We start from the raw sequence: 16,723 nt of genomic DNA, 5'->3' as shown, positions 1-16,723 counted from the left end.
GCAGAGCGCCCATTCAGTCGATGAATGGGCGCCCGTTGATGCATGAAAACCGGTCTTAGCGGCGGACGCGCGTTTCCAGTTCGCCCAGTCGGCGCGTCAGATAGGCGGTTTCATCCGCCGACGGGTTGTAGCGGCCATAGGCGGCCTCCAGACGCGTCAGGTCGCCCAGTTGAACCCGCACATCGGCGGCGTCGGCGCGGGTGAGGGCGCCCGAGCGCTCGGCGGCGGTCACGGCGGTTTCCAGCGTGGCCAACCGCACGCGCGGGGTCTGGGTCGCCACAGGCGGCTGCACGGCGGGACCGTCGCCGACGCGGGCGTCCAGGGCATCCAGGCGGCTGTCCAGATCGTTACGCTCGCTGGCGGTGATGGAGCCCTTGGCGGCGTAGCGGGTCTCAAGCTGGATCAAGGCCTGATAGTCAGTCTTGAGGCGGGTGGCCTCGGTGCGGGTGATGCGGCGCGCGTTGACGGAGGCGTCCACACGGGCCTCGAATGCGGCGCGACCCTGGGCGACCGAGTTCACATCGCCATAACCTGCCGCGCCGGACTCCAGCGTCTGCGTCAGGGCGTTGTAGCGGCTGTTCAGATCGGCGCGTTCTTCGTTGGTGAAGCGTCCATCGGCGGCGTAACGCGTTTCGAGATCGACAAGGGCCGTATAGTCGGCGCGCAGGCGCGTGGCGGCGGCGCTGGAGATTTGACCGACGCGCAGGCTGCTGTCGACGCGGGTGTTGAACTGGCTCTGACCGTCACGCAGGGGGCGGCCGCCGCGCAGCCAGGCCTGATCCAGCGCCGAAATGCCGAGACGGTCGCCGAACAGCGCGCCGACGACGGCGCCCAGTCGGTCCTGATTTGTCTGAGTGTTGGTCTGGGCATGAGCAGGGCCGGCGCCCACAGCCAGAGCAGTGGCGGCGACAAGGGCGAGGCGGGTGCGGGGTGTCATGGGAGGTCCTGTTGGCCTTTGATCGAGTGACGGAGAACGACGTGTGGCGAAGTTGGTTGCCACACGCCCAGCTGGACCATTGGATGACACGACGCCGTTCGGGCAGAAAGCGCCGCGATGTAAAATCCTGTCCAGGCCCGCAGACCGTCGCACATATTGACGATGCCGGACGATTGGTTCAAAAAAATGAGCGATGATCAATAAATTTATGGACAAGCCTTTTACGAGGTGCTGCTGTTAGACCATGACCCCGAAACACGACGGTTCACCCATGCTGCGAAATGCCTTCAGGGATAAGAATACGGGCTTGACCGCCCGTCACGCGCAGGGTGCGTCGCGATGACGGGACTGGCCCTGGTTGGATATGGCGCGGCTCTACCCGAAAGACGCAGGCCGTCCTCTGAGTTGGACGCCGTGTTCGGCCAGCCGACGGGATGGACCGAAGGACAGTTCGGCATCTCCAGTCGCGGGGTCGCGTCGCCCGAGGAGACCACCTCCGTGCTGGGCGCACGTGCGGCGAGGGCGGCGCTGGAGATGGCGGGGTGGGGCGAGGGCGAGTTCGACGTCCTGATCGGCGCCTGCGGGGTGATGGAGCAGCCGATCCCAGGCACGGCCGTCCTGATCCAGAATGAACTGGGGCTGGGGAAATCCGGCATCTGGGCGTTTGATGTGAACCAGACCTGTCTTTCCTTCCTGGCCGCGTTGGATATCGTCGCCATGGGGTTTGCGACCGGGCGCTGGAAGCGGGCCTTGGTGGTTTCCAGCGATATTGCGTCGGCGGGACTGGATTGGGGCACGCCAGCCTCGGCCGCCATCTTCGGCGACGGCGCGGCGGCGGTCTGCATCGAGGCGCGGGCGGATGGCGAAGGCCCGGCGTTGATCAGCCGCCGCTTCGAAACCTATGGCGAGGGCAAGGATCTGGCGGTCCTGCGCTCTGGCGGCACGCGGATACGCGCGACAGACGGCTATGAGGCGCTGCTCGAAGGCGCGCGGTTCCGCATGGACGCCTTTGGGGTGTTCAAGGCGGCGGCCAGGGTCTTGCCGCGCATGATCGACGGAGTGCTGCAGGAGGCCGGCCTGACGCGCGCGACCGTCGATCTGGTCATCTGCCATCAGGCCAGCCGACCGGGCGTCGAACATGTGCGACGCTTGATGGGCGGCGGCCCGGAGCGGGTTATCGACATCTTTTCTGATCGCGGCAACCAGATCGCCGCCTCTTTGCCCAGCGGTCTGGTCGAGGCCCAATCCTTGGGGCGGTTGAAGCCGGGAACGACGGTGCTTCTGTTGGGCACCGCCGCCGGGATCAGCGCGGCGGCCATGGTGCTGCGGTTCTGATGCGTCGCGCACTGGTCACAGGCGCGACGGGCGGCTTGGGTCTGGCCTTGACCGAGGCCCTGATCGCCGCCGGATATGCCATGCGGGCGACCGGACGGTCTGCGGCAGTGGTGCAACGACTTGAGAGTATGGGCGCGGACGTGGTCCTGTGCGACCTGCTGCAGGCCGACCTGACCCGGCTCTGCGACGGCGTTGATGTCGTCTTTCATGCGGCGGCACTGTCCAGTCCCTGGGGAGCGGAGGCGGTGTTCCAGCGCATCAATGTCGATGTGACCGAGGGGCTGCTGGCGGCGGCGCAGGCGGCGGGGTGCGGCGCCTTCGTCTTTGTGTCCTCGCCCTCGATCTACGCGGATTTCAAGGATCAGGAGGGGCTGACCGAGGACAGCCTGCCGAACCCGCGCCCGCTGAACGCCTATGCCCGCACCAAGCTGGCGGCGGAGCAACAGGTGCTGGCGGCGGACAGACCGGGCTTCCGAACGGTGTCGATCCGTCCCCGCGCCCTGATCGGACCGGATGACGCGGTTCTTCTGCCACGAATTCTTGAGATGGTGCGGCGCGGCAGGCTGCCGGTTCTGCGCGGCGGCCTCGCGCGGATCGACCTGACAGACGTGCGTGATGCGGCCGCGGCCCTGGTGCTGGCGGACCAGCATAGAGAGACGGTGGGCGGGCGGCCGATCAACATCTCTGGCGGACAGCCGATCCGCATTCTCGAACTGGCGGAGCGGTTGTGCGCGGTGTTGCAGGTGAGGCCTCGTCTCATCCCGGTTCCGATGGCGCCCATGCGGGTTCTGGCCGCGCTGTCGGAGACGGTGTGCGGCGTCTGGCCGGGACGACCAGAGCCGAAGATCACCCCCTATACGCTGGCGACCTTGGCCTATTCCCAGACCTTTGATCTGTCTTATGCGCGAACCGTCCTGGGTTATGCGCCCGCTTATGATGCGGTGGCGTCCGCGCTGGAACTGGCGCCGAGGATGGCGGCATGACGCGCTGTCAGGTCCATGTGTTGAAGGCGGGGTCCTGTCGTCACCCCGAGGCGATGGCGCGGCGTGGCGCGGGATGGAAGCCGGTCGAGTTTCCGGCTCTGGCGGGTCTGATCCTGCATCCGACAGTGGGGCCGGTGCTGTTCGACACAGGCTATGATCCGGCCTTCTTCAAGGCGACGCAGCCGTTTCCAGAACGCTTCTATCGCTGGACGACGCCGGTCGATCTGCCGGAGGGACAAGCCGTCATCGAACAGTTGAGCCGCTTTGGGTTGAGGGCGGAGGATGTGCGTGCGGTCGTGATTTCGCATTTCCACGGCGACCATATCGCCGGTCTGCACGCCTTTCCTCAGGCCACGCTGTTCTGCGCGCGGGCGGGGCTGGAGGATGTGCGCCGTCATGGGCGGTTGGCGCGGGTCCGGCGCGGCATTTTGGATGGGTTGCTGCCCGCTGACGTTGATGTCCGCGCGCGCTTTTTCGAGGATCTGCCGCGTGCGCCGCTGGGCGCGGATATGGCGCCGTTCAGCGATGGCGCGGACCTGTTCGGCGATGGTTCGATGCTGGCGGTTTCTTTGCCGGGGCATTGCCCGGGGCATTGGGGGCTGGTTCTGCGGGGCGAGGATGACCGGCGTCATTTCCTGATCGGAGACGCCGCCTGGTCGCGACGCGCCGTGCGTGACGACGCCCCGCCGCCGCGCCTGACCACCAGCATCCTGGGCGAGACGGACGCCTATCGCCGAACCCTGCATGACCTGCACCGTCTCTGGGCACGCAACGCCGACTTGGTGGTGACCCCCTCGCATTGCGCCGAGGCGGCGGCGGAGATCAGCGCCGATGAGGCCTGACCGCAAACTCATAGCGCGCACCTGGATGGCGACGCAGTTCGACAGGTTGGGTTTGCGAACCCGCGCTGATGTTGAGCGCCGCCAGAAAGCCCTGTGGCGACGGCTGCAGCCTGTGCTGGCGCGCACCCCGGCTGTGGCCGCCTATGCCGGGCGCCCGCTCGCTGGTTTTCCGATCTCCACGCCTGGGCAGGTGCGTTCCGCCTTTGCAGAATGGAACACGTTGAGCCTCGACGAAGCCTCGGCCATGGCGGCGGCGCAGGCGGCTGAAGAGGGGCGCGAAGGCGGTTTGCCGGGCGGGGTGACGGCGGGCTTTTCGACCGGGTCCAGCGGTTCGCGTGGTCTGTTTCTGGCCAGCCCGGCCGAGCGCGCCGCCTATGTCGGTCATGCGTTGGCGCGGTTGCTGCCGTTGAATGCGCCGTTGCAGCCGTGGCGTATCGCGCTTTGCCTGAGGGCGGACAGCGCCCTTTATCGCGAAGTCGGCGGGGCAGGGCGCGTGTCGTTCGAGTTCATCGGCCTGGATACGCCTGCGGATCAGCGGATGGCGCGTCTGCACGCGTTTCAACCCCATGTTCTGATCGCACCGTCTCATGTGCTGTCCGATGTCGCGCGACGCATGGAGCAGGATGCACCGTGGCCCTTGCGGCGTCTGTTCTATGGCGCCGAACCGATGGGCGAGGGTGAGCGTGACTGGATCGGCCAGCGGTTGGGCCTGAGGCCAGACCCGATCTATCAGGCGACCGAGGGATTTCTGGGTGCGGCCTGCCGGTTCGGAACCCTTCATCTGAACGAGGACGTGCTGATCGTCGAGCGCGACCCCATCCCCGGCACGAACCGCTTTCGTCCCATCATCACTGACCTGAGGCGGGTCAGCCAGCCGGTGGTGCGGTTGCGCCTGGATGATCTTCTGGAGCCTGCTGGCCCATGCCGGTGCGGTTCGCCGCTGCTCGCGGTGCAGGGCGTGGAAGGGCGTTACGAAGACCTGTGGCGCTGGGGCGATCAGGTCATTCCACCGCGCGATGTGGAGAATGCGCTGGTTGACGCCTTGGGGCCGCAGCAGGATTGGCGGGTCACCGCCAGCCCAGGCCGCGTAGTGGTCGAGGTTGATCCTGCGACGGCGCCGGTCGCCGTCGGGGCGTTGGATCGGTTGCTGTTTAAGGTCGAGATCGGCCCGGCGATCGTTGCTGGCCCGCCGCCGATCTGGGACCAGCCCAAGCGTCGGCGCATCCGGTGGTCTGATGCCGGATAGGGTTCTGATCACGGGCGCGCGGGCGCCGGCCGCGCTTGATCTGGCGCGCAGTTTCGTCGCGGCGGGCTGGGAGGTTCATCTGGCTGACAGTTGTTCCTGTCAGATGGCGCAGGGGGCCGGCGTCGCCAAGGCCGTGCATCGGTACGCCTCACCGCGGTTGGACGTTCAGGGTTTCAGAAATGATCTTCAGTTTCTGGTGCAGGGTCTTGAACTAGCGCTCATTATTCCTGTCTGCGAAGAGGTTTTCCATCTGGCGGCGGCTGCGGCTTCGCTGGATTTTGAAGCGCGCCTGTTTGCGCCATCGCCCCAAGTCCTGGATGAACTTCATTCCAAGCATCGCTTCGTTGAGGTGTGCGAACGGCTAGGGATTTCGGTCCCGAAGACACGCCGGATCGGCGGACGGGCCGAACTGGATCAGGTCTCGCCCGAGGCGGAGTGTCTGGTGTTCAAGCCGGAGTATTCGCGCTTCGGGTCCGAAACTCTGATCGGCCCATCCGCATCACAACTGACCCAGATTTCACCTGCCGACGACCGTGTCTGGGTGGCGCAGGATCGGGTCGTGGGAAATGAGGTCTGCTTCCACGCCGTCGCTGTGAATGGCGTTCTGACGGCCTTCGCCGCCTATCGTTCACCGTGGCGCAGACCGGGCGGCGTCGGTTACGCCTTTGAACCGCTGGACGAGGTCGCCGCCTCGTCCTTGCTGGATGCAGCACGTCGGCTGGCGGGCCTTGTCGGAGCGGGCCAGTTCGCCTGTGACGCCATCATTGATGCAGACGGCCGCCCCTGGCTGATCGAGTGCAATCCGCGCGGCACCAGTGGTCTGCACCTGTTCAGAGGGCGTCGCGAACTGGCCTTGGCGATGACCGGGCAGGCGGTCGGACTGGTCAGGGGACGTGAACGCGGACATCTGGGGTTGGCAATGTGGCTCTATGGTCTGCCGGAAGCGTTTAAACAGAACCGGCTGGCCAACTGGTCGCGCGAACGGCGTGAGGGGCAGGACGTGATCGCAAGGGGTGGCGGTGTGGCGCCGGTCTTGGGCGCATTGATCGACAGCGCCGTCTTTTCCGTCCGCGCCGCGCGTGCCGGATGCAGTCTGGAGCAGGCCATGACCCGCGATATCGAATGGAACGGTCCCGGAGGCGCGCAATGACCCCCGTGCCCGACAGCATCGCGCGGAGCTGGCAGTTGGTCGCCCTGTCGAAGGAGGTTCGGGGCAAGCCGTTGGCGCGCAAGGTGGCGGACACGCCTGTCGTGCTGTTTCGGGGGGCGGATGGGCGTATCGCGGGGCTGCTGGATCGCTGTCCCCATCGGAACTTTCCCCTGTCTGACGGGCGGATGAAGGATGGCGCGGTCGTCTGTCCCTATCATGGCTGGCGGTTCGGGCCGGACGGCGACTGTCTTGAGGTGCCGGGGGGTGAACTGGCGTCCGGCGATGGCGCGCGACTGGCCGCCAGCCCCGTCGCGGTGATTGAGCGCAACGGCGGCGTCTTCGTCCGGCTGAAGGAGGGGCAGGCGGACTTGCCCGATCTCGGCGTCTGGGGCGACGAAGATCATGACCATTTCTGGTGGGCGCAGGGCGTGTGGCGGGGCAGGGCGCTGGACGCGATCGAGAATGTTCTGGACGCCTTTCACACCAACTACATCCACGACGGCATCATTCGGCGCAGCAATCGGCGGATGCCCGTCCACCTCAGCACCAATATTTTTGAGACCAGCATCGAGCAGGTGATCGAACAGCCGGTCCCCGACCTGGGGTGGATGTCACGGATGCTGGAACCGCCCCGCGACCGCAGCCGCACGCGCCTCTATGCCCCGACGACGGTGCAGGCGCGGTGGGAGGGGCCGAAGGGTCTGACCCTGTGCGTTTCCGCCTTCTTCACCCCGGTCGACGCGGGTTCGCTGCGCCCGTTCGCCCGGTTCACCACGCCCAAGGGACGCGGACCTGGCTGGTTGAAGGAGACGGCGATCCGTCTGTTCCTGAACCCGGTGGTGGCGCAGGATCGCCGGGCTCTGGCGCGGCAACTGGATGGAATCGAAGCCTTCGGCGGGCCGCGATTCATTCAAGGGCCGGGGGATCTGCTGGGCGCGCGGGTGGCGCGACTCTATCAGGGGCAGGCGCTGGAGCCGGGCGTGGAAGGCCCGTTCACCCGCACGCTTTAGGTGTTTGCGCCGCCGGGGGCGTCAGGTGGCGACCGCATGCGCGAAACGGCCAGGATGATCCAGAGTGTGATCGAAATCAGGATGACCGGCGCTGTAAAGATCAGCAGAAACATGGACATGAAGCCCGTGTAGAGGGCGTCGGATATGTCAGCCCCCATCACCATGCAGGGGTGGGCGTAGGCTTCATTGACCTCGCAGCCAAAGGCCGATGCGGCCCCTGCGCTGATCAGCCCTGCCAGCAGCGGCGCCCAGCCGATCAGGCTGGACATCAGCGCGCCCCAGAAGAGCAGTTTGTTGCGGCCGTGGTCTGCAGAGGCGTGGCGCGTCACGGGTTTTCTCCGAACTTCAGGCCGACAGGCTAGGCAAGGATCGGCGCCAGGTCCAGCATTATTTGAGCAGTGATCATTTATTTTGCCGTTCGTCATTCTAAGGGGCGGAGGAATGAACGGCGTCGGTTGGGACACATCGCCGCAAACTCCGGGATGACTGGGCCTAAGCCCTGGCGGGGCCTGCCGTTTCTAAGTTTTATGACGACCCGATGCCTGCTATGTCGTGACGATGGGAAGGCGATCAGATCACACGCGTCAGGAGCTCGAACATCTGTTCGTGGTCGAAGGCCATAAGCATATGGCCGAGGTCGGGTTTGCCCGCTTCTCTGCGCGGGAGGTGGCCAAACGCATCGGCTATTCCGTCGGCACGCTGTACAATGTGTTCGGAACCCTGGATCGGCTGCTGATCACGATCAATACGCGCACCTTCCAGCTTTGGGCCGAGTATGTGCGGCAGCGTCTCGAAACCAGCGGGGCCGACCGGATCCAGACTCTGGTCGAGGCCTATTTCGGCTTTGCACGCGACAACGTGAATAGCTGGACCGCCATCTACGACCATCATTTGCCGCCTGATGTTGTGATCCCCGACGAGCAGAACCTGCAGCGCGGGGCCCTGACGCAGATTATCGTGGACGAGGTGGCGGCTGTGCTGCCGACCCAGGCGCAGTCCGAGGCACCCCGACTGGCGCGTTCTTTGATCGCGGTGGTCCACGGCCATTGCGTCTTCGATCTGAATGGCAGTTTCGCCCTGATGAACATCTCCCAGCCGATGGAGTTGGCTCTTGATCGGGTCTGGGAGGCTTTGATCCACGCGGGTGCGGCGGCGCCATCGCGCTGACTTCGATGTATTGAACAATGATCAAAACTGTTGAATGATCCCCTGGCCGCGGTCCGCGTCGGGTCGCCGTGTCCGCATTCCGGGCCGCAGGAGGGATGATGCGAAAACAGTTGATCGCCAGTCTGGTGTTGGCCTGCACAGTGGGGCTGGCTGGCCCGCGCGTGGCGGCGGCGCAGGAAGCACGCGCTGATGCGACGCCGGACATGGCGACGATGCAGCGGCAACTGTTCAGGGGGCATGCCGTGCTGGCCGTTCGGATTCAGCGCCTGGTCGGCATGGGGCTCTTGTGTCGGGTGCTGTCCGACGAGGATGCGCAACTGATCCAGGCCAACGCCGAGGAGACGGCTGACTACGAGCGCAGCCGGTTGTCGCAAGAGGATCGTGAATGGGCCGAGGCCTATCTTGAGGGGCTGCAAGATGGCGCCTTCCGCGCGGCTGATCTCTCGCGCGATATCAGTCCGGCCTGTGAGAGATTTGCGGCTCCGGGCGGGGACCTGGTCAAGATTCTGACGTGGACGGATCGGCCGCAGGAAATCGCGCCAGGAATACGCGCCAGCCCGAGGACATTGCCATGAGCCGCACTATGACCAAGGCCTGTGTGCTGGCGTCAGCCCTGGCGCTGACCGCGCAGGCAGGCGTCGTTAATGCGCGCCCATTGCCCCAAACGGCATGGATTCCAACCGATGCGACGGCCTGCGATCTGACGGCGTGGCCAAGCTACAGGCTCAACGCACCGGTTGTCGTTCGAAGCGCGCCGGAGCCGCAGGCTGCCGCACTTGGCGCCATCCCGACCCGCTCGGACCAGATCGACTATCCCTACAGCGTCCGGTTCCAGGTTCGGGAGGCCAGGCCTGGTTGGTTGAAGATTGCGGACGCCAGCGACGCCTATAACCACGGCGAAACCGACGCAGACGACCGCCCGCTGCCGGTTCGAACTGTCTATTCGGGGGAGGGTTGGATCCCAGCTGACGCCGCGCAGTTCGCCATTCAGTCCGCCCGTGGTTTCGCCCGCCCTAATCGATCCAGCGAGCGCTTGCTGGACCTGGGCGATGACTGGGTGACGGACATGGGGCGTGTCGCGGCGATCCGCGCCTGTGGTCCGGGCGGGTGGGTTCTGGTGGACTATGTCGTCGTGCGCGAGAGCGTGGGCGGTGTTCCGCGCGAACTGGCTGCCGATCGGGTTCGGACTGGGACGGCCTGGTTCCAGGGCGTGTGCGAGGCGGAAGAAACGACCTGCGACATGGCCTCTGTCGACAGAGAATGATGCGTTTCAGAAATCTCTGGGCGGCTTTGGCGATGATGGCGCGTCTTGCGCCGTTGAACGCCGCATGGGCCGCACAGCTTGAGATCGCGACGCTTGAGCGGACAGGGGCCGCAAGGCGCTGACTACGGCAAGGCGGGCGCCAGCCTGATGGCGGCGGAAGAGAACTGGGGCGCCTTCATCCGCGCCGACTGCGACGTGGTCAGCTATGTCTTCGGTCAGGGAACAGCGCTGGGCATGACGGGTGAGACCTGCGTGGTCGGCCATTATGAAGCGCGCATCGCGACGCTTCGCGCGTTGATGGCGAACTATCTGGATTGACGCGGTTCCCGCCGTTGGTCTGACGAGAACCACGTCGGGCCGTCAGTTGCGCTCCAGAGTGAGCGGGTCCACGCGGAAATAGGTCCCGGACAGGCCGCCGTTGAAGCCGCAATAGGGGATGGAGCGGTCGCCGCTGACGTGGCGTTCCTGAACTTGCAGGGTGTCGCCCTTGCGGCTGATGACCAGCGACCAGCGTGAGGTGTCCTCGCCCGTCTTCACCTCCAGCGTGCCTTCGTTTTCTCCGGTCCATTCCCCATCGCCGTCCGCGTCACAGACCCAGCGGGCACCCAGCGGGTCGACGGCGTTGGCGTTGAACGTCAGCACGCCCGAGGCCCATTGCACCACGTCGATCTCGCCGTTGATATTGACCCAGTGGCCGACAAGACCGTCGTTAGGATTGGCCAGAAGACTGTTTAGTGCTTTTGCGCGTTGTTCCAGCCATCCACGCAGTTCGGTGATCAGTTCCGCGCCAGTGCGACCCGCCGCCGCGCGATTGCGGGCATTGATGAAGACGCGTTGGTCGTCACGCAGGGCGGCGGCGCCATTGCGGTCCAGATCGGCGAGAAGTCGGCGGTAGGCGGTGGCGATGGATTGATCCAGCCGCCGCAGGTCCGGGGTCGTGCAGATGGCGCGGTCCACAGGCTGGGTGGCGCGGCTGCAATCAGCGGCCTGAGGTGCGGACTGCGCTGAGGCCATGCCGGCGGGAAGGGACAGGAGGGCGGCCAGCGCCAGTCTAGACATAAGGGACATTAGGGGACCTCAGCTAAGATGTTGGGTCAGGCGCCAGCAGCCATCTGCGGGCGTGAAAACATGGGCGGTGGGTTCGCCGGTTTTGCGCACCGGCGTCAGGCTGTCACCCTCGCCATCATCACGGAAGGCGCCGGGCTGGTGCTGAACTCTGGCGCTGCCCTCCGCCTGTTCCATCCGGCCGCCCGGTTCGTCCGTCCTTGTGTCCTGCATCCTTGGAGGAGGCGAGGCGAGGGCTGTCGACATAATGGCTGCGAGCAGGACTGAACTGATCATGGCTATAGCCGTTTGGGGACGTGAGCGGGCGTAAGGGCGGCTGGCAAGGGGCGGATGTCCAGGGCAGTCTACCAGAATATGAGCGATGCTCAATTGATAAATTGAAAACGCGTCAGTGGGGCTTGCGTCATATTGAGCGATGTATAATAAATCGATGCGTAAACGAAACGGCAGGCTGAAACGGCCTTTGCTGATGGAAATGGAAATGGAAATGGAAATGGAAATGGAAATGGAGAGGGAGACGTGACGGTGTTGATGCGATCTTGTCTGATCGCGGCGGTGTTGGCCGTCAGCGCGCCCGCTCTTGCTGAACCCGCTGCTCCGGCGCCTGTTGCGGCCCAGAGATCGCACGCCAGGTTTCAGACATTCTTTGAGGACTTCCGCGCCGCCGTCCTGGCCAACGACCGAGAGGCGGTGGCGGCCATGACCCAGTTCCCCTTCACCGACTATCGGCCCGGCAACTATTGCGAGGCGCGCCAGGCTTGCGAAATCTCAGCCGCCTCTGCGACCAGTCGCAACAAGGCCGAGTTCCTGGCGCGTTACGACCGTATCTTCACGCCTGCTGTCATCGCGGCCATCCGGGATCGCCGCCTGCGCGCCTTCCAGAGCGGGGTGGATGACGGCGAGGGCGGCGGACCCATCGTGCGGGGCGAACATATTCTGCAGCTTGATGACACCGGGGATCAGCGTGTCTTCTCCCTGCACGGCGGGGTGTACAAGCTGGACCGCATTCCCTTCTATTCCTGATCGAAAGGCCTGACCCATGGGTTTCATGGACCAAACCGCCGCTGTCGGCCTGGCCGCAGGATTGGCGCTGATGCTGGCGCCTGCGGCTCAGGCTTCGGCCCCGGCGCAGGCCAGGGCGGCGTCCAAGATCGACCGTGTCTTCACCTCTGGCATGCTGGGCGCGGATGCGTCGGTGCTGGAGCGGGTGACGGGACGGGCGAGCCAGAACGCCGCCTCAGTGCGCTATTATGAGGTCGAAGGATGCAGCGTCCAAGCCCTGGTGACGGGCGGCAAGGTGGAGGCCTTGGCGATGGAAACCTCGCCTCGCTGCACCTTCAATGTGGACGCCGTCGTCGGCGGCGACGCCATCGGCACGGCCAACATCATCCATTTCGCCGAGATCTTCGACAACTTTCAGGACGGCGTCCTGACCGCCGACTGCCTGATGATGTGCGGCAATGCGGTGGAGCCTTCGATCCAGTACACCTTCAACGTCGGACGTCGCGCCATGACGATCGAAACGGTCATGGTCAGCCAGCCTGATGCCACCGAGCAGTGGCAGAAGGCCATGATCGACGCCAAGGGACGGGACTGGGTGATCAACGCCTCGTTCAACTGCGACCACAGCTTTGACAGGGTGGGCAAGGGGCTGTTCCGCCCGGCGCAGGCCACGCGCATCGTCGTCTGGGCCAGCCCGCCGCGATTCGCCTGCGACGGCCCGCGCCCGATCTGATCAGGAAAACCTCGATGATCAAGACATCCGCCATCCTGACCGCCGTGGCCCTGGCGATTGTTGCGCCGGGCGTTGCTTCGGCCTGCATCGCGTCTGCGGGACCGCCGCCGACGCCTGAACAGAGAGAGGCGAACTTGCGTGAAATCCAGGCCTCATCCTGGGCCAATGCGGCGCTGGTTTATGAGGCCGAGATCACCGAAAGCTTCATGGTGTTCTCTCCGGACGATCCGAGCCATCCGGGCATGGCCAGCGGCGCCTATGTGCGCGCCAAGCCTGTGCGGGTGCTGAAAGGCGAGGGCGCGCCGCCCGAATTGCAGTTCGCCTATGGCCTCGGTCCGGAATGCACGTTCGGACCCAGCTACAGTCCGCGTTCGCGCGGAGAAGGCAGCCGCTTCGTCTTCTATGCCTCTCGCCCGTCCGTCTCGTCCCAGAACGACATCTTCTCCACCATGCCGGTTGACGCCCTGCTCGATGCAGACACGCGCGCCGCCCTGGCATCGGGGCGGTGAATCCCGTCTGAAAAATCTGATTGCCAATGTTCATCTCGGCCCATGCGGCCAAGGAAAAGCGTCCCATGAAGAACCGTAAACTGGGCATAGCCCTGACCGCCCTGGCCCTCAGCATCGGCGTCGTGGCCTGCGCCAAGGCCGACGACGACCGGTCTGACAAAAAGCCCGTCGAGGTCGCCGTTCAGGACCGGACAGCAGCGCCCAAGATGGAAGCCGACAAGGTCGCCGCACCCGCCGAGACCGCCGCTGCGCCGGGGATCATGGCCTATGCCGGCAAGGATCCGTTTGATCCGGTTCAGGGCGTGTCCTTCTTCCAGAACCGAGCGGTGCGTGACGCCATCGTGGCCTCGGGCGCGCCGCGTGACGTGCAGCAGTTCGTGGTCTTCGACGGCAATGTCGTCGTGCCGATCCGCAGCACGATGGGACGGTTGATGGCGTCGGGCTATGATCCGGCGGGCGCGGGCGTGACCAACTGGGCCATCCTGATGACGCCGGCAGGCAAGGCCGCCGTTTGCTATTCCAGCGGCGAGAACCCGAATGCGATTACGGCGGACTGGTACTACGAGGGCGATATCGCCTTCACGCTGGAGGACCGCTGCCCCTCGCGACCCGAGGATATCGAAAGCTTCAGCAACTGGCGTATCGGCCCCATTCCGGGCTGATCAGGCTCAGGCGCCGCGCTCCAGGCCGTAGAGGGCCTCGACAATGTCTTCGGCCTTCTTCTGCACCAGTTCCTGGGAGTCGTGGACGCCGCGATTGTAGAAGACACCCCCGATTTCCTTGCTGATGAAGTCCAGCAGCATCTCGGCTGGCAACTGGCCCAGGTCCTGATCCAACTCCTGGCGGAAATAGTCGCGCAGCTTGCCGGTGGCGGCTGCGCGCGCGTCCTTGGACAGTTCGATCGGCTTCATCCGACGACCTCGGCCAGGGCTTCCTCCGCCGCCATCCACGCAGCCTCGGCCGCTTCCAGATCGGTCTGGGTCTTGGCGCGGGCGCGCGTCAGGCCTTCGATGGCCTTGGGGTTGGAGACCGAGGCGTTGGCGATGTCGTCGTCGATGCGGGCGATTTCCGCCGTCAGTTGCGTCATCCGCTCTTCAGCCTTCTTGACCGCGTGACGCAGGGTCGACGGCGACGGGCCTGACTTCTTGTCGTTCTTGCGGTTTTTGTTGTCCTGAACGGGCGCCTTGGCGGCCTCTTCCTTCTTGATCTGGCTGGGCTTGGATACGGCGGCCTTGGCGCGGTCGAGGACGAATTTGGCGTAGTCGTCCATGTCGCCGTCATAGGGCTTCACAGTGCCGTCCGCGGCCAGCCACAGCCGGTCGGCGACCATCTCCATCAGCGAACGGTCGTGGGTGATCAGGATAACGGCGCCGGAATAGTCATTCAGCGCGTCCAGCAGGGCGCGGCGGCTGTCGATGTCCAGGTGGTTGGTCGGTTCGTCCAGGATCAGGACGTGGGGCGCATCCATCGCCACCATGTTCAGCAGCAGACGCGCGCGCTCGCCGCCCGACAGACTGTCGACCGTGGTTTCCTGCTTCTCATAGCCCAGTCCGAACTGCGCCAGTTTGGACCGGCGGGCGCTTTCCGGCGCATCCGGCATGGCGCGGCGGATGATCTCCAGCGGCGTGTCGGTGGGGTCCATCGCCTCGATCTGGTGCTGGTGGAACCAGCCCACGCGCATCTTCTTGTCGCGGTGCAGTTCGCCCTCTGACACGTTCAGAGCGCCGGCGATCATCTTGGCGAAGGTGGACTTGCCCGCGCCGTTGACGCCCAGCAGACCGATGCGGTCGTCCAGGTCCATGCGCAGGTTCAGGTTCCGCAGAATCGGCTTGCCCGGCTCATAGCCGACATTGGCCCGCTCCAGACGGATCAGCGGCGGGGCCAGCGGGCGCGGCGGCGAGGGCAGGGTGAAGGGGGCGACGCGCTCTTCGATGGTGGTGGCGACCGGCTGCATCTTCTCCAGCCGCTTCATGCGCGACTGGGCCTGGGCGGCCTTGGACGCCTTGGCCTTGAACCGGTCCACGAAGGCCTGAAGGTGGGCGCGTTCGGCGTCCTGCTTGGCCTTGGCCGACAACTGCAGACGGGCCTTCTCGGCGCGGGCCTTTTCAAAGGCGTCGTAGTTGCCGGTGTAGAGGGTCAGGGTGTGGTTCGCGAGGTGCAGGATGTGGGTGCAGACCTCGTTCAGCATTTCCCGGTCGTGGGAGATGATCAGGGCCGTGTGCGGGTATTTCTTCAGCCGCGCCTCCAGCCACAGGGCACCTTCCAGGTCGAGGTAGTTGGTCGGTTCGTCCAGCAGCAGCATGTCCGGCTCTGCGAACAGGGCGGCGGCCAGGGCCACGCGCATCCGCCAGCCGCCCGAGAACTCGGACATCGGGCGGGCCTGATTCTCCTGATCGAAGCCCAGGCCGACCAGGATTTCGGCGGCGCGCGCCGGGGCGGCGTCGGCGTCGATCTCGATCAGACGCGACCAGATCTCGCCCATTTCTTCCGGCTCGGCCGTCTCAAGGTGGGCCAGCAGGGTGTGGCGTTCAACGTCTGCTTCCAGAATGGTGTCGATGACGCTGACGGGCGTGGCCGGGTGTTCCTGATCGACCGATCCGATGCGGGCGGTCTTGGGCAGGCTGATTTCGTCGCCATTGGCGTTCAGTTCGCCCAGGATCAGCTTGAACAGGGTGGACTTGCCGATGCCGTTGCGGCCCACCAGGCCGACTTTGGCGCCAGGCGGCAGGCTGACGGAGGCGTCGACAAGGAATTTGCGGCCCCAGGCGTTGAAGGTCAGGTCTGTGATCTGGAGCATGGAACAGTCGAAATCTAAAATCGTCCGGATGCCGCCAGTCGCAGGGCGAGGAGCGTCACGGACACGAAAAAGGGACAGTTGGAAACTAGGGAGGTCGTCGCTATAAGCCCGCGACCCTCAAACTCCCAAACAAGAAGTCACTTCACCATGACCGAACGCACTTTCTCGATCATCAAGCCTGACGCGACGCGCCGCAACCTGACCGGCGCGATCAACGCTGTCATCGAAACCGCTGGCCTGCGCATCGTCGCTCAGCGCCGCATCAAGCTGACCGAAGCCCAAGCCAAGAAATTCTACGAAGTGCACGCCGAGCGTCCCTTCTACGGCGAACTGGTCTCGCAAATGATCGCCGAGCCGGTCGTCGTCCAGGTTCTGGAAGCCGAAGGCGCCGTCGCCAAGTACCGCGAAGTCATGGGCGCCACCAACCCGAACGACGCTGCTGAAGGCACGATCCGCAAGCTGTTCGCCCTGTCGATCGGCGAAAACTCGGTCCACGGTTCGGACTCGCTGGAAAACGCCGGCATCGAAATCGCCCAGTTCTTCACTGACGACCAGATCGTCGGCTAAGCCCTGATCGGCTTGAACTGCTGAAACGGCTGGGCCAGCGATGGTCCGGCCGTTTTTCTTTGTGCTGCGCCAGCCAAAGAAAACGGCCCCGGAGATCGCTCTCCGGGGCCGCTGTC

At 65.1% G+C, this 16,723-nt stretch carries 21 protein-coding genes; 15 read left to right on the top strand and 6 right to left on the bottom strand.

Annotation, left to right across the window (positions count from 1 at the left end):
* Positions 1-55: 55 nt before the first annotated feature.
* A complete protein-coding gene (locus JKF87_RS13605) occupies positions 56-937 on the bottom strand; it encodes a hypothetical protein (protein WP_201100442.1) in 882 nt (293 codons plus the stop codon).
* A gap of 339 nt (positions 938-1,276) precedes the next feature.
* Between JKF87_RS13605 and JKF87_RS13600 the strand changes: the two genes are divergently transcribed.
* Genes JKF87_RS13600 through JKF87_RS13575 form a run of 6 tightly spaced genes read left to right on the top strand, consistent with a single transcriptional unit; the run spans position 1,277 to position 7,503 of the window.
* Entirely contained in the window at positions 1,277-2,272 is a 996-nt protein-coding gene (locus JKF87_RS13600; RefSeq protein WP_201100441.1) for a 3-oxoacyl-[acyl-carrier-protein] synthase III C-terminal domain-containing protein, read from the top strand.
* Positions 2,272-3,255, top strand: a complete 984-nt coding sequence (locus JKF87_RS13595) for an NAD-dependent epimerase/dehydratase family protein (protein ID WP_201100440.1) — start codon at positions 2,272-2,274, stop codon at positions 3,253-3,255. Before JKF87_RS13600 ends, JKF87_RS13595 begins: the two co-directional genes overlap by 1 nt.
* Complete coding sequence (locus JKF87_RS13590) at positions 3,252-4,097, top strand: MBL fold metallo-hydrolase (protein WP_201100439.1); 846 nt, start codon at positions 3,252-3,254, stop codon at positions 4,095-4,097. The genes JKF87_RS13595 and JKF87_RS13590 overlap by 4 nt, the downstream gene beginning before the upstream one ends.
* Complete coding sequence (locus tag JKF87_RS13585) at positions 4,087-5,343, top strand: cell division protein FtsA (protein ID WP_201100438.1); 1,257 nt, start codon at positions 4,087-4,089, stop codon at positions 5,341-5,343. Before JKF87_RS13590 ends, JKF87_RS13585 begins: the two co-directional genes overlap by 11 nt.
* A complete protein-coding gene (locus JKF87_RS13580; RefSeq protein WP_201100437.1) occupies positions 5,333-6,493 on the top strand; it encodes an ATP-grasp domain-containing protein in 1,161 nt (386 codons plus the stop codon). The genes JKF87_RS13585 and JKF87_RS13580 overlap by 11 nt, the downstream gene beginning before the upstream one ends.
* Complete coding sequence (locus tag JKF87_RS13575) at positions 6,490-7,503, top strand: aromatic ring-hydroxylating oxygenase subunit alpha (protein ID WP_201100436.1); 1,014 nt, start codon at positions 6,490-6,492, stop codon at positions 7,501-7,503. The genes JKF87_RS13580 and JKF87_RS13575 overlap by 4 nt, the downstream gene beginning before the upstream one ends.
* Here the strand turns inward: JKF87_RS13575 and JKF87_RS13570 are convergent.
* Entirely contained in the window at positions 7,500-7,832 is a 333-nt protein-coding gene (locus JKF87_RS13570) for a hypothetical protein (protein ID WP_201100435.1), read from the bottom strand. The genes JKF87_RS13575 and JKF87_RS13570 overlap by 4 nt on opposite strands.
* A 229-nt stretch (positions 7,833-8,061) precedes the next feature.
* On the opposite strand from JKF87_RS13570, the gene JKF87_RS13565 reads away from it, so the two are divergent.
* The 4 genes from JKF87_RS13565 (at position 8,062) to JKF87_RS13550 (ending at position 10,252) form a co-directional block, all read left to right on the top strand.
* Positions 8,062-8,670 (top strand): TetR/AcrR family transcriptional regulator, encoded by a 609-nt coding sequence (locus tag JKF87_RS13565; protein ID WP_201100434.1) that lies wholly within the window; start codon positions 8,062-8,064, stop codon positions 8,668-8,670.
* 98 nt (positions 8,671-8,768) lie between these two features.
* Positions 8,769-9,245 carry a hypothetical protein gene (locus tag JKF87_RS13560; RefSeq protein ID WP_201100433.1) on the top strand — a complete coding sequence of 159 codons (477 nt, stop codon included), beginning with the start codon at positions 8,769-8,771 and terminating at the stop codon, positions 9,243-9,245.
* Positions 9,242-9,934, top strand: a complete 693-nt coding sequence (locus JKF87_RS13555) for a hypothetical protein (RefSeq protein ID WP_201100432.1) — start codon at positions 9,242-9,244, stop codon at positions 9,932-9,934. Before JKF87_RS13560 ends, JKF87_RS13555 begins: the two co-directional genes overlap by 4 nt.
* 93 nt (positions 9,935-10,027) lie before the next feature.
* On the top strand, positions 10,028-10,252 hold the full coding sequence (locus JKF87_RS13550) for a lysozyme inhibitor LprI family protein (protein ID WP_201100431.1): 225 nt from the start codon (positions 10,028-10,030) through the stop codon (positions 10,250-10,252).
* A gap of 42 nt (positions 10,253-10,294) precedes the next feature.
* Here the strand turns inward: JKF87_RS13550 and JKF87_RS13545 are convergent, their stop codons facing one another.
* Positions 10,295-11,002, bottom strand: a complete 708-nt coding sequence (locus JKF87_RS13545) for a lysozyme inhibitor LprI family protein (protein WP_201100430.1) — start codon at positions 11,000-11,002, stop codon at positions 10,295-10,297.
* A gap of 9 nt (positions 11,003-11,011) precedes the next feature.
* Positions 11,012-11,275 carry a hypothetical protein gene (locus tag JKF87_RS13540; protein WP_201100429.1) on the bottom strand — a complete coding sequence of 88 codons (264 nt, stop codon included), beginning with the start codon at positions 11,273-11,275 and terminating at the stop codon, positions 11,012-11,014.
* Positions 11,276-11,530: 255 nt separating this feature from the next.
* On the opposite strand from JKF87_RS13540, the gene JKF87_RS13535 reads away from it, so the two are divergent.
* From JKF87_RS13535 to JKF87_RS13520, 4 genes are all read left to right on the top strand, one after another.
* On the top strand, positions 11,531-12,022 hold the full coding sequence (locus JKF87_RS13535; RefSeq protein ID WP_201100428.1) for a hypothetical protein: 492 nt from the start codon (positions 11,531-11,533) through the stop codon (positions 12,020-12,022).
* A gap of 25 nt (positions 12,023-12,047) precedes the next feature.
* Positions 12,048-12,734 (top strand): hypothetical protein, encoded by a 687-nt coding sequence (locus JKF87_RS13530; protein WP_201100427.1) that lies wholly within the window; start codon positions 12,048-12,050, stop codon positions 12,732-12,734.
* A 14-nt stretch (positions 12,735-12,748) separates the two neighbouring features.
* A complete protein-coding gene (locus JKF87_RS13525; RefSeq protein WP_201100426.1) occupies positions 12,749-13,243 on the top strand; it encodes a hypothetical protein in 495 nt (164 codons plus the stop codon).
* 65 nt (positions 13,244-13,308) lie between these two features.
* Entirely contained in the window at positions 13,309-13,905 is a 597-nt protein-coding gene (locus tag JKF87_RS13520) for a hypothetical protein (protein ID WP_201100425.1), read from the top strand.
* A 6-nt stretch (positions 13,906-13,911) separates the two neighbouring features.
* On the opposite strand, the gene JKF87_RS13515 is transcribed toward JKF87_RS13520, so the two are convergent.
* Positions 13,912-14,154, bottom strand: coding sequence for a DUF2164 domain-containing protein (locus tag JKF87_RS13515; protein WP_201100424.1), 243 nt, complete (start codon positions 14,152-14,154; stop codon positions 13,912-13,914).
* On the bottom strand, positions 14,151-16,040 hold the full coding sequence (locus JKF87_RS13510) for an ABC-F family ATP-binding cassette domain-containing protein (RefSeq protein ID WP_201100423.1): 1,890 nt from the start codon (positions 16,038-16,040) through the stop codon (positions 14,151-14,153). Before JKF87_RS13510 ends, JKF87_RS13515 begins: the two co-directional genes overlap by 4 nt.
* Positions 16,041-16,187: 147 nt before the next feature.
* Between JKF87_RS13510 and ndk the strand changes: the two genes are divergently transcribed.
* Positions 16,188-16,607, top strand: a complete 420-nt coding sequence (gene ndk / locus JKF87_RS13505; RefSeq protein WP_201100422.1) for a nucleoside-diphosphate kinase — start codon at positions 16,188-16,190, stop codon at positions 16,605-16,607.
* The last annotated feature ends 116 nt before the right edge of the window (positions 16,608-16,723 follow it).

Origin of the sequence: Brevundimonas nasdae (assembly GCF_016654005.1) — a bacterium.
Classification (GTDB): Bacteria; Pseudomonadota; Alphaproteobacteria; order Caulobacterales; family Caulobacteraceae; genus Brevundimonas; species Brevundimonas nasdae.
The sequence above is the reverse complement of the archived record's forward strand: the minus strand, read 5'-3'. Positions and strand labels throughout refer to the sequence as shown.